Annotated in this window: 9 protein-coding genes and 1 tRNA gene; 2 read left to right on the top strand and 8 right to left on the bottom strand. The window is 39.4% G+C overall.

Annotated elements, in window-relative coordinates; all coding sequences use genetic code 11:
• Positions 1-47 precede the first annotated feature (47 nt).
• A tRNA-Glu gene (locus tag IAE20_RS09030) sits at positions 48-123 on the bottom strand.
• Positions 124-642: 519 nt separating this feature from the next.
• On the opposite strand from IAE20_RS09030, the gene IAE20_RS09025 reads away from it, so the two are divergent.
• On the top strand, positions 643-1,614 hold the full coding sequence (locus tag IAE20_RS09025) for an alpha/beta fold hydrolase (RefSeq protein ID WP_200482192.1): 972 nt from the start codon (positions 643-645) through the stop codon (positions 1,612-1,614).
• A gap of 58 nt (positions 1,615-1,672) precedes the next feature.
• On the opposite strand, the gene IAE20_RS09020 is transcribed toward IAE20_RS09025, so the two are convergent.
• On the bottom strand, positions 1,673-4,453 hold the full coding sequence (locus IAE20_RS09020) for a heavy metal translocating P-type ATPase (protein WP_200482193.1): 2,781 nt from the start codon (positions 4,451-4,453) through the stop codon (positions 1,673-1,675).
• A 97-nt stretch (positions 4,454-4,550) separates the two neighbouring features.
• Between IAE20_RS09020 and IAE20_RS09015 the strand changes: the two genes are divergently transcribed.
• A complete protein-coding gene (locus IAE20_RS09015; RefSeq protein ID WP_200460358.1) occupies positions 4,551-4,940 on the top strand; it encodes a MerR family transcriptional regulator in 390 nt (129 codons plus the stop codon).
• 84 nt (positions 4,941-5,024) lie between these two features.
• On the opposite strand, the gene gyrA is transcribed toward IAE20_RS09015, so the two are convergent.
• From gyrA to IAE20_RS16860, 6 genes are all read right to left on the bottom strand, one after another.
• Positions 5,025-7,736: a DNA gyrase subunit A gene (gene gyrA / locus IAE20_RS09010; protein WP_200482194.1), complete on the bottom strand. Its 2,712-nt coding sequence runs from the start codon at positions 7,734-7,736 to the stop codon at positions 5,025-5,027.
• Between the two features lie 396 nt (positions 7,737-8,132).
• A complete protein-coding gene (locus IAE20_RS09005) occupies positions 8,133-9,071 on the bottom strand; it encodes an electron transfer flavoprotein subunit alpha/FixB family protein (protein WP_200460360.1) in 939 nt (312 codons plus the stop codon).
• Between the two features lie 17 nt (positions 9,072-9,088).
• Positions 9,089-9,838 carry an electron transfer flavoprotein subunit beta/FixA family protein gene (locus IAE20_RS09000; protein ID WP_200460361.1) on the bottom strand — a complete coding sequence of 250 codons (750 nt, stop codon included), beginning with the start codon at positions 9,836-9,838 and terminating at the stop codon, positions 9,089-9,091.
• A gap of 427 nt (positions 9,839-10,265) precedes the next feature.
• On the bottom strand, positions 10,266-11,144 hold the full coding sequence (gene xerA / locus IAE20_RS08995) for a site-specific tyrosine recombinase/integron integrase (protein ID WP_200460495.1): 879 nt from the start codon (positions 11,142-11,144) through the stop codon (positions 10,266-10,268).
• A gap of 45 nt (positions 11,145-11,189) precedes the next feature.
• Positions 11,190-11,819: an alpha/beta fold hydrolase gene (locus IAE20_RS08990; protein ID WP_200460362.1), complete on the bottom strand. Its 630-nt coding sequence runs from the start codon at positions 11,817-11,819 to the stop codon at positions 11,190-11,192.
• A gap of 154 nt (positions 11,820-11,973) precedes the next feature.
• Positions 11,974-12,099: a hypothetical protein gene (locus IAE20_RS16860; protein WP_265092539.1), complete on the bottom strand. Its 126-nt coding sequence runs from the start codon at positions 12,097-12,099 to the stop codon at positions 11,974-11,976.
• Between the last annotated feature and the right edge of the window lie 34 nt (positions 12,100-12,133).

Here is a 12,133-nt window from a genome sequence, read left to right as displayed (position 1 = left end):
AACTGAGAAAATAATAAGTTATGTAATATTTAATAGTATAAATAAATTGGCGTCCCTACGGGGATTCGAACCCCGGTTACCGCCGTGAAAGGGCGATGTCCTAGGCCTCTAGACGATAGGGACGTTTCAGAGGTGGGCGTATGTTAGGGCGATTTCCGCAGCGTGTCAAACAGTTTTAATCAGAAAAAATGTATAAAAAGACTAAACGTTTAAAATTAAATCAAAGTGACAAAAAATCATTCAATATCGTTCCTTCTTAACTTTTAAGGTGATTAACCCAAAAAGACAAAGTTTAAATACAAATACATTAAATATTAGTGATATAGATTAAATTCATAAAGAAAATCGATCTATTTGAAAGAGAGTTTTAAAAAACCACGTAAATTTAAACACATAAATTCCATCAAAAATCAAAAGTATAAGCATAACATGTAGGATAGCAACTGATTCAAGACACAATACAGTCGAATTTTATAAAAGTTAAAAGCAGCTAACAGTCTTATACTTTGTCATGCCACAACTTCTTAATGGTTCCACTGTATTGGCTTTTATTTATTTGTTGCTGTATTTGTTGCAAATGTTTTAAGTCAGGCTTTTAGATAGACTCCCATGACAGGACGAATAAAACTAGAGCACATTACAATGAAACGGACGTTATCTCATCTATGCTTAGCGCTAAGCCTTACTTTAGGAACGACAATAATCACTTGCTACTCCAGTAGTACAATGGCAGCCCCAAGCATTAATATTCAGAATGTTCTACAACAAGAACGTGCATGGGCGGGATTACAAACCAAAAAACTTAAAGTGGGCGAAATCGAATGGGTTTACAGTGAAGGGGGGCAATCCTCAAAACCCACCATCATTCTCATTCATGGATTAGCGGGTACTCGGGATAACTGGAACCGTGTAGCACGTTATTTAACGCCTGACTACCATGTGATTATTCCGGATTTGCCTGCACATGGCGACACCAAAGTTGCCGATGACTTTGACTTATCTATTCCCAATTTAACTGAAAAATTAAGACGTTTTGCTGAAGCTGGACATTTTGAAAAAGAAACCAATATAGCGGGACATAGTATGGGTGGTGCAATTGCGCTGTTATATACAGCACAGTATCCAACCGAAACAAAATCATTATTATTGGTTGATAGTGCAGGTGTGTTTAAAACAGCAAATACACCTTATTTGAAAAATCCGACTTTATTAAGCGAGCTGATTGTTAAAAAACCAGGGGATTTTGACAAACTATTTCAACTTGCCACTGCTACCCCACCCTTTATTCCGACTGAGTTAAAAACCGAGCAGGAAAAGTTGATGATTTCTCAGTCAAAAAGTACTCAGCGCATGGTTGATCAATTGGTTGCCATGTCTAAGGTTTACACACCAGAGACTTTTGCTATTGCCGCGAAGTCTATTGATGTACCAACTTATATTGTTTGGGGAGACAAGGATAAAATTATCAATGTTGAAGCTGCTCAAGAATTAAAAGATTTACTAAAAAATGCTGAATCACCTTTGATTTTAAAAGGTATAGGCCATATGCCCATTCTGGAAGCTGATCAGATTCTCGCACAGCAATACTTGATCTTTTTAAATAAACACAAATAAAACTTAAATCCAGCGAATAGAACGGGAACCAGATTACGGTTCCCGTTTTTCAATATGATTAAAGCTTGCGTAGTCGTAAAGCATTTAGTACGACAGAAAGTGAACTTAGTGACATCGCAATTGCGGCAAACATCGGAGTTAATAACCAGCCTGTGAGTGGATAAAAAATTCCTGCTGCAACAGGCACCCCTAATCCATTATAAATAAATGAAAATGCAAGATTCTGTTTCATGTTTTTTACGCCTTGTTTGGCCATATGCACCGCTTGAGCTACGCCCTGTATATCACCTTTTACCAATGTAATCTGAGCAGTTTGTTTGGCAATGTCAGTACCAGTACCCATTGCAATACCAACATTTGCCTGTGCCAGTGCAGGTGCATCGTTAATACCATCTCCCGCCATTGCAACCGTTTTGTTCTGCGATTGATAACGTTTAACAATCTCTAATTTTTGTTTTGGATCTAAATCACCATAGGCATGTTCAATACCTAATTGGCCCGCAACCATTTGCGCATTTTTATCATGATCACCTGTTGCCATAATGACTTCTATACCATCTTGATGTAATTGATCAATCACAGCTTTAGCATTTTCTTTAATCGCATCATGAATCACGATATAAGCGATGACTGCATTTTCATCAAGTAAGAAGCTAATGACATCGCCTTGCTCACGTCGTTGATCCAATTCATGTGAAATAGCTGCATCTAGCTTTAATCCAAGCTGATCAACGAGCTTCTGACTACCAATATAATAACTTTGGCCATTCACAAGTCCCTTTACCCCAAAGCCCGTTACGTCCTCAAAGTCATCTACTTTTAATAATTCTTCTGTCTTCACAAGTTTTGTTAAGGTTTGGGCAATAGGGTGAGTTGAATATTGCTCAATGGAAGCAATATAAAGTTCAACTGTTTTTTGCTCGAGAGTTTCATTTAATAACTGAATGTGTTTTAAGCTGGGTTTTCCTTCTGTCAATGTTCCTGTTTTATCAATAATTAAAACATTGACTTTACTCAATGCTTCAATTGCTTCGGCATCTTTAAATAACACTCCTTTTTGCGCAGCACGGCCTGTAGTCGCCATGACCGACATTGGGGTTGCCAGACCTAATGCACAAGGACAAGCAATAATTAAGACCGCCACAGCACACATTAAGGCCAAATCAAACTGAGCATGCCCAAATAACATCCACACTAGAAAGGTAATCACGCTAATCGAAAGTACTGCCATTACAAAGTATTTGGCTGCAACATCAGCAATCCGTTGCAATGGAGCTTTTGAACGCTGTGCTTCTGCTACTGCCTGAATCATTTTTGATAATGTCGTATTCGTTCCAACCGCTGTGGTTTGAATACGAATGCTCCCCTGCTGGTTGACCGTTCCCCCAATCACTTTGTCTTCTGCTTGTTTTTTTACAGGTAAAGGTTCACCAGTCATCATCGATTCATCGACATAAGTCTTTCCTTCAGTCACGACACCATCTAACGGAATTTGCTCACCAGAAGAAATCTGTAAAATATCATTTTCTTTAATCTGACTGATATCCACTTCTTCAACCACATCGTTACGTACACGTTTTGCAGTATGCGGTTGTAAACGTAATAATGCTCTCAGAGAATCCGCCGTCTGTGTTCGTGCTTTAAGCTCCATGATTTGCCCAAGTAAGCTCAGAGAGACAATCATACAAGCCGCTTCATAATACACTGCAACGCCATGCCCTGTTTTCGCTTCCATTGGAATCATGGATGGGAAAATAGTCGCGATAACACTATATATAAAAGCTGCAAGCACCCCGACACCAATCAGGCTCCACATATTCAAATGACGGGTTTTATAGGAAATCCAGCATCTTTCCAAAAATGGCAACCCTGCCCATAAAACAACAGGAATACTTAAAACCAATTCAATCCAAGGTTGTATATGCGGTGAAATAAAAGCATGAATATGTGAACCCATTGCTAATACGACTACCAATAAGGTTAAAGGCAACGTCGTCCAGAACCGTTTACTAAAATCGACCAGTTCAGGATTCGGTCCTTCATCAAGTGTGGGTTGCATAGGCTCCAAAGCCATCCCACAAATCGGGCAGGTTCCAGGGCCTTTTTGCACAATTTCAGGATCCATTGGGCAGGTATAATCAATATCCATTGCACCTTCTGGTACTGGACGTTCCTCTGGCGGGATCAAATAGGTTTCAGGATCGTTTTTAAATTTTTCTAGGCAGGAAGGATTACAGAAGTAATATTCTTTACCCTGATAATTTGTATGTAAGGGACTTGTTGTACTGACTTTCATACCACAAACTGGATCTATTTCCGTTTGAGAGTTTTCCTGATCGACATGCTGATGCTGTCCACCACCACAACAGCTTTTAGCTTGAGGTATAATTGCTTCAACGGTTTTTTCCCCACAGCATGATGCCATTTCTGGAGTTTCAGTCACCTTCGTCATTCGATCTATTTGCTTTGAATCATTGCCACAGCAATTTGAAACAGCTTTAGACTGTTTTTGACTGGAACATCCACATCCTGATGCCATCGTTTTATTTTCTAAACTTTCATCACAACAACTTTTTTCTGGCTGTTTAGTTTTTACAACTTGATCCGAACAACAACTAGATGTCTTAGATCCAGCGCTTTTATCCAAATATTTTTCAGGATTCTGCTCAAACTTTTGTTTACAACTGGCTGAACAAAATAGATAACGAACGTCATCCAAATCAACAAAATACTGACTATCTTCCGAGACCTTCATACCACACACAGGATCAATCAAAACAACTGATTTCGACTGTACAGTAGGTTCAGAACAACATGAGGTTTGCTTTTGCTCAGTCATAGTGATGTTCTCATATTTTTTAGGATTATGTTAAGATAAACTCTGTACCTAGGTACGGAGTCAAGCTTTTTATTTATACAGATAAGAGATATTACACATGTTGACCATTGGAAAACTCGCAAAACAAGCAAATTTAAATGTCGAAACGATTCGTTATTATCAACGTATTGGTCTCATGCGTACCCCTGAAACAATTGATCATTATCGTTATTATAATGATCAGGATAAAGAAACTTTAAGTTTTATACAAAAAGCCAAAGATGCAGGATTACAACTGACTGAGATTAAAGAACTTCTTCAGTTACAACTTGATGATCGCGAACAAGTTCGCCACGTCATTGAACAACGGCTTGAAAAAATTGATCTGCGTATTCAAGAGTTACAGGGTCTAAAGCAACGCCTAAGCAGTTGGATTGATGAATGTAAATCGACAGAAACTGATTGTTGCCCTATTTTGATGGATTTAAAGCAAAAGACAAATCCGTAAAAAAGATGAAATATGACAGTTTCAAAATAAAAAAACCTGAGTACGAAAACTCAGGTTTTTTTATTATAGTAATCAGGAAATTAATTATTCTTCACTGATATCGTCATTTTGAGAGATAGCATCTTCAGGTGGAGTTTCAGATAATTCCGTTTCAATCACTTGAGGAATCTCATCATCTTCTTCTACCGCTTCAATGGAAACTACACCAACGAGTGTTTCATCCTCACTTAAACGAATCAAACGAACGCCTTGTGCGTTACGACCTGTAGTCGCGACTTCAGCTGCACGAGTACGCACTAAAGTACCGCCATCAGAAATCAACATAAGTTCTTTCGTTTCATCAATTGAAACCGCACTGATTAATTCACCATTACGCTCTGAAGTCTTGATCGCAATGACCCCTTTCCCACCACGTTTTTTGGTCGGGAAGTCATCGACTGGCGTACGTTTACCGTAGCCATTAGCACTAGCACATAATACTTCGCCAGTTTCAGGCACAACCACCAACGATACAATGCGACTCACTACATTCGAATCTGAATCATCACTTTCATCTGAATCATCATTTTCAACGTCTGGTTCTTCCACATCCAGTGTTGCGGCTAGCGTCACGCGCATACCACGTACACCTTTAGCAGTTCGTCCCATCGCACGAACATCGGTTTCAGCAAAACGAATCGCCTTACCTTCATTGGAGAACAACATAATTTGCTGCTCACCATCTGTAATGGCAACGCCAATCAAAGTGTCTTCGTCATTCAGTTCAATAGCACGTAAACCATTTGAACGAATATTGGCAAACTGCTCAAGTTCAACTCGTTTTACTGTGCCCGAAGCTGTTGCCATAAAGACGTAGTGATTTTCGAGGAACTCTGTCAAAGGTAAAATTGCAGTAATTGTTTCGTTGGCATCCAGTGGTAACAAATTCACCATTGGGCGACCTTTAGCGCCACGCGAAGCCTGAGGAACTTCAAATACTTTCAGGCGATAAACTTTACCCACATTGGTAAAGCACAACACAGTTGCATGGTTTGAAGCCACTACAAGATGCCGAATAATATCGTCATCTTTCATAGAGGTTGCAGATTTACCACGACCACCACGACGCTGTGCTTGGTAGTCAGACAATGGTTGCGTTTTGGCATAACCAGTTTGAGAAACAGTCAATACGACCTGTTCTTCTGGAATCAAATCTTCACGGCAGAAATCTACGCGTGATTCAATAATTTCGGTACGACGAGCATCACCATATTGCTGAAGAATTTGAGCCAATTCTTCACGAATAACACCCATCAAAAGATTAAAATCATTCAAAATAGCAGTGAGTTCAGCAATTTGCGCAAGAATCTCAGAATATTCTGCATGAAGTTTATCTTGTTCAAGTCCCGTTAAACGATGTAAACGCAACTCTAAAATCGCAGCAACTTGTGTTGGTGACAAACGATAAATATCACCAGACAAACCAAATGGTCGATTTGGATCTTCACCTTCGATTTCATCAGGACGTACTGAGATCGCACCTGCTTTTTCAAGTAAAGCTGTTACGCCACCACCCGCCCATTCACCCGCTTGTAAACGCTCACGTGCTTCTGCAGGGTTAGCAGAGGTTTTGATGGTTTCAATAATTTCATCAATATTGGCAAGGGCAACAGTTAGACCTTCCAAAATATGACCACGCTCACGTGCTTTACGCAATTCGAACATGGTACGGCGAGTCACGACTTCCTGACGATGTCGGATAAAGGCCGCAATAATATCTTTTAAATTCATCAATTTTGGCTGTCCGTTATCCAGACAGACCATATTGATGCTAAACGAATTTTCGAGTTGAGTATTTAAGAACAGATTATTGACGATAACTTCAGCATTTTCACCGCGCTTTAAATCAATCGCAATCCGCATTCCGTCTTTATCAGACTCATCACGCAGCTCAGAAATTCCTTCCAGTTTCTTTTCTTTTACCAATTCAGCAATACGTTCAATGACACGTGCCTTGTTGACCTGATAGGGAATTTCTGTGAAAACAATCGTCGTACGACCTGTTTTCTCATCTTCTTCAAAATGGTATTTACCACGAATATGTAAACGGCCTTTACCTGTACGGTAAGCATCTACAATACCTGATTTACCGTAAATGATACCACCTGTCGGAAAATCTGGCCCCGTAATATGTTCCATCAATCCTTCAATCGAAATATTCGGATTATCTGCATATGCCAGACAAGCATGAATCACTTCATTTAAATTGTGTGGCGCCATATTAGTCGCCATACCGACCGCAATACCTGCTGCACCGTTAATTAATAAATTAGGAACACGTGTTGGCAATACATCGGGAATACGCTCTGAACCATCGTAGTTATCGACCCAATCAACCGTATCTTTTTCAAGATCCGCTAATAACTCATGAGTTAGTCTTGTCATACGAACTTCGGTATAACGCATTGCAGCAGCGCTATCACCATCGACAGAACCAAAGTTACCCTGACCATCTACCAAAAGATAACGCAGACTAAAATCCTGAGCCATACGAACAATGGTATCGTAAACAGCAGTATCACCATGCGGGTGATATTTACCGATCACATCACCCACCACACGAGCAGACTTTTTATAAGCTTTATTATAATCGTTACCTAGCTCATGCATCGCATAGAGCACACGACGGTGAACTGGTTTCAGGCCGTCTCTCACATCAGGTAATGCACGTGAAACAATTACACTCATTGCATAATCGAGATATGAGTTTTTAAGCTCATCTTCAATGGCAATCGGTCGGATTTCCGATACGCTCATGCATACTCCTTTCTATGCGGCAAAGCAAAGCTAGCCACAAATTATGTATTAATCTCGCAAAACTTAGTCCAAAAGACTGAACTAAAAGTAAAAAACATAGCTAAAAAGTATAGCATAAATCATGCGGATAATGTGATGGATTAATGCAGTGTATCTCTTTATATTTGAGTAAATTTATGCTGAAAAAACAGACAGTTCCACAGATCTATTCGTAATGGAATAAATCAAATACTTAGAACACATTCTTTTTTAAAATTTGTGAAATATTTAACAGCAAAATGGTATAAAACCACATTATTTTTATCACTTCTAATAAAAAACGCCTTTAAAACAAATCATAAAGTATTTAACTTCAGGATTTGCTTAAAGGCGTTGACTAAGACTTAATCCTAAGAATTAAAGCTTAGATACCAATTCTGGTACAACAGTGTTCAAATCGCCTACTAACCAGTAGTCAGCAACACTATTGATTGGTGCTTCTTCGTCTTTGTTGATCGCAACAATTACTTTAGAGTCTTTCATACCTGCCAAATGCTGAATCGCACCAGAGATACCAACCGCAACATAGAGATCAGGTGCAACGATCTTACCAGTTTGACCCACTTGGAAATCGTTTGGAACAAAACCAGCATCTACCGCAGCACGCGATGCACCTTGTGCAGCACCTAGTTTATCCGCTAATGGATCAAGAACTTTATGGTAGTTCTCGCCAGAACCGACACCACGACCACCCGAAACAACAATACGTGCAGCAGTCAATTCAGGGCGGTCAAGTTTCACGATTTCTTCATTTACGAAAGAAGAAACGCCAGCATCAGCCGCTTCACCCACAGTTTCAACCGCAGCAGAACCACCTTCTGCAGCCACAGGATCAAATGCTGTACCACGTACAGTACCCACAATCACTGCTTCATCAGATTGAACCGTCGCAATCGCGTTACCCGCGTAGATTGGGCGTTTAAATGTATTTGCAGATTCCACAGAAATAATATCCGTGATCATGCTGACATCAAGTAATGCGGCAACACGTGGTAAAATATTTTTACCTGTTGTGGTGGAAGCAGCTAAAACATATTTATAGCCACCTTCTTTCACAACATCGGCCACTAGTTTTCCAACATTTTCAGCCAATTGGTTAGCATAAAGTGCATTGTCTGCAAGTAATACTTTGCTTACACCAGCAACTTTAGCCGCAGCATCCGCTACGCCTTGAGCACCAGAACCAGCAACCAATACAGCAATATCACCACCGATTTTTTGAGCTGCCGCAACAACGTTTAAAGTCGCACCGTTAAGCGCTTGGTTGTTGTGATCAGCGATTACTAAAATACTCATGATTTTATCCTTCTGTATTAGATCACTTTCGCTTCATTTTTCAATTTTTCAACAAGTTCATCAACAGATTTCACTTGCACGCCAGCTTTACGCTCAGCAGGTGGTTCAACTTTAACTGTTTTAAGTTTAGTACCTGTAGCCACGCCATAATCCGCAGGCGATTTAGTATCAAGCGGTTTTTTACGCGCTTTCATAATGTTTGGAAGTGCCGCATAGCGTGGCTCATTCAAACGAAGATCTGTGGTGATGATTGCTGGAAGCGCAAGCTCAACAGTTTGTAAACCACCGTCAACTTCACGAGTAACCTGAACTTTACCGCCATCGACTTTTACTTCTGAAGCAAAAGTACCTTGACCTGCACCAAGCAACGCAGCAAGCATTTGACCAACTTGATTTGAATCATCATCAATCGCTTGTTTACCAAGGAGAATCAATTCTGGTTTTTCTTGTTCTACGACACCTTTAATAATTTTGGCAACTTCCAAAGCACCAATTTCATCAGTCGTTTCAACCAAGATACCGCGATCTGCCCCTAAAGCCATTGCAGAACGGATTTGTTCTTGAGCTTCTTTAGGACCAACAGAAACCACAACGATTTCAGATACTGTTCCTTTTTCTTTTAGGCGAACCGCTTCTTCCACTGCGATTTCACAGAATGGGTTAATTGACATTTTAACGTTAGTAAGGTCAACCCCACTATTGTCCGGCTTAACGCGAACTTTAACGTTGGCATCAACCACACGTTTTACAGCAACAAGAGCCTTCATGTAATCCTCGGCTGTTTCAGCAAGTAAATGTTGAGAAGAGTTATATTAACGCTTCATATTGAATTTTTTAGGTGCTTTATCTTGCAATGTGTTTGGCATTTCGGTCAAGTCACAATTACACCAACAATGCGAAAAAGTCGTAAAAAGCCTGAAATGGTCAGTTCATTCTTTTTTTTCTTGGAGGTTTCTCCATGAAATTACAGCAATTTTTATATTTTATTAATGTTTGATTTATAATATGTTTTATTTTGATTTAATTCATCAGTCTGACTGATAGGCCACTTTTTTTGCTTAGCTTTTATACAAAATTAGATATTTGACCGTTACTGACTCATCAGATCAAAAATGTCAGTCCATTAATTTTTAAATATTTAAGCCATTCGAAATGTAACAATAAAACTCAACTCATCTTTTTAAGATGAAAATCCTAGGCTCTAGGATGGGCTTTATCATAACTTTGTGCCAAATAATCAAAATCGACATGTGTGTAAATCTGGGTCGTACTAAGATTGCTATGGCCGAGCATTTCCTGAACTGAACGTAAATCACCACTGGCACTCAACATATGACTCGCAAAGCAATGACGTAATAAATGTGGATGCAAGTCAACATTGACCTGCGCACGTTGTGCCTGAATTTTCACTCTTGATTCAATTTGGCGTGGTGTAAGCGCCCCCCCTTTTTGTGAAACAAAGACAGGGCTATCTGGTAGAACATTCCCTTTCCAAATCTTATAAATTTTCAGCCATTCTATTAAGCTTTGTTTAGCCTTACTTCCAAAAGGGATGATACGAGTTTTATTGCCTTTACCCGTTACACGTAAAAGCTGACGTTTAAAATCAAGATCATTCATTTTCAAACTTTGCAGTTCTGCCAAACGCAGACCACTGGAATAAAGTAATTCCAACATGGCTTTATCACGTAGCCAAAGTTGTTGATCCTTTACTTTTTCTGGTGCCGGCTGGTCCAGTATTTGATTAACTGTTTCAATATCTATCATGCCGGGTAAAGGTCGTGCTTTACGTTTGAGCTTAAAGTCCTCAGTTGGATTCATGTTGAGATAATTACTTTGTTGTGCCCATTTCATAAACTGACGAATCGCAGATAAATGGCGTTGAATACTGCTGCTACTCAAATTTGACTGTTCGACTTTAAAGGCTAGGTATTCTCGTAAATCTGAGGCTTCAATCTCATTGAGCCCCAACTTTTTGTTCTCACAGAACACAAAAAAATCATTTAAATCTCGTTGATATGCATGAATCGTATGTTCAGACTGATTTTGAATAGTGCGTTCTTTAAGCCACATTTCAAGAAGTTGATGGTTATCAAGCATCACATCATTTCTCCTTGCTTAAGTTAAAATATTCTTATCGATCTGATATAAATATAGCATAATTTCTTTTGCCACCTGTTCAGCATAGTGATGGGCTAAATCATGTTCTCCACCCTGAATAATCTTCAGTTTAGCATCTTTGAATGACTGCTCTAGATATTGGCCCACGTCAACAGGACTGATGAGATCCTGATCCCCCCAGATTAACAGAGTTTTCTGCTGGATCTGTGCAAGTTGATCCTCATAATTTATATTAGTGGTGATAAACCAGTCCGGATAATCTAAAAATTCTTTTGCATAATGTTGTCGCCAATCAGCCACTTTGAATTTGCTCAGATCAATACCGCCCGATGTAGCAATCAGTACTAAACCCTGTATCAATTCTGTTTTCTGCAAAGCTGCTGCTACAGCAAAAATCCCTCCCATTGATTGAGCGATTAATACCGATGGGCGATCAATTTTTTCAAGGATATATTGCTGCAATTGGTCAAAATTATGGATGTCTGGATGTGCAGGCTCATTCGCAAAAGCAGGATAAGCCATCATTTGTAGAGTGATATCTTGGGGTAACTTCTCAATTAAAGGAAACCAAAATGAAGTGCTTCCTGATGCGCCAGGAAGAAAGATTACATGTTTAACGGAATTCATTTTCTATTTTTAGCCATTTATTTTGCATTATTTTCGTGAAAATAACTGAGTAAAGAAAGCTCGTTTTTATTTTGACGCAGATAAAAAGGTTCGGTCTCAAGCAGATAACCAGATAAATTTGAAGATTCTTGTGGATCAATGATAAAAATATCAACTACTTCTCCAAGACTATCGTAAACAACCTGCCCAATTTGATTTCATAAAGTTGGTTTTTCTCAACTGCACCCAATAATAAACCCACCACTAAAACTGGTTCTTCATCTCGCGCTGAGTTATGCATGAATGCCTCAAGAAATTCAGGACGATACGCAGCT

It is taken from the genome of Acinetobacter sp. S54 (assembly GCF_016624945.1).
In the GTDB taxonomy this organism is placed as follows: Bacteria; Pseudomonadota; Gammaproteobacteria; order Pseudomonadales; family Moraxellaceae; genus Acinetobacter.
The sequence above is the reverse complement of the archived record's forward strand: the minus strand, read 5'-3'. Positions and strand labels throughout refer to the sequence as shown.

Excerpts from the sequence above, each read along its gene's own strand:
- IAE20_RS09000 (WP_200460361.1), bottom strand. The coding sequence starts at position 9,838 with ATGAAGGCTCTTGTTGCTGTAAAACGTGTGGTTGATGCCAACGTTAAA.
- IAE20_RS09025 (WP_200482192.1), top strand. The coding sequence starts at position 643 with ATGAAACGGACGTTATCTCATCTATGCTTAGCGCTAAGCCTTACTTTA.
- IAE20_RS08990 (WP_200460362.1), bottom strand. The coding sequence starts at position 11,819 with ATGAATTCCGTTAAACATGTAATCTTTCTTCCTGGCGCATCAGGAAGC.
- xerA (WP_200460495.1), bottom strand. The coding sequence starts at position 11,144 with ATGTGGCTTAAAGAACGCACTATTCAAAATCAGTCTGAACATACGATT.
- IAE20_RS16860 (WP_265092539.1), bottom strand. The coding sequence starts at position 12,099 with ATGCATAACTCAGCGCGAGATGAAGAACCAGTTTTAGTGGTGGGTTTA.
- IAE20_RS09020 (WP_200482193.1), bottom strand. The coding sequence starts at position 4,453 with ATGACTGAGCAAAAGCAAACCTCATGTTGTTCTGAACCTACTGTACAG.
- gyrA (WP_200482194.1), bottom strand. The coding sequence starts at position 7,736 with ATGAGCGTATCGGAAATCCGACCGATTGCCATTGAAGATGAGCTTAAA.
- IAE20_RS09015 (WP_200460358.1), top strand. The coding sequence starts at position 4,551 with ATGTTGACCATTGGAAAACTCGCAAAACAAGCAAATTTAAATGTCGAA.
- IAE20_RS09005 (WP_200460360.1), bottom strand. The coding sequence starts at position 9,071 with ATGAGTATTTTAGTAATCGCTGATCACAACAACCAAGCGCTTAACGGT.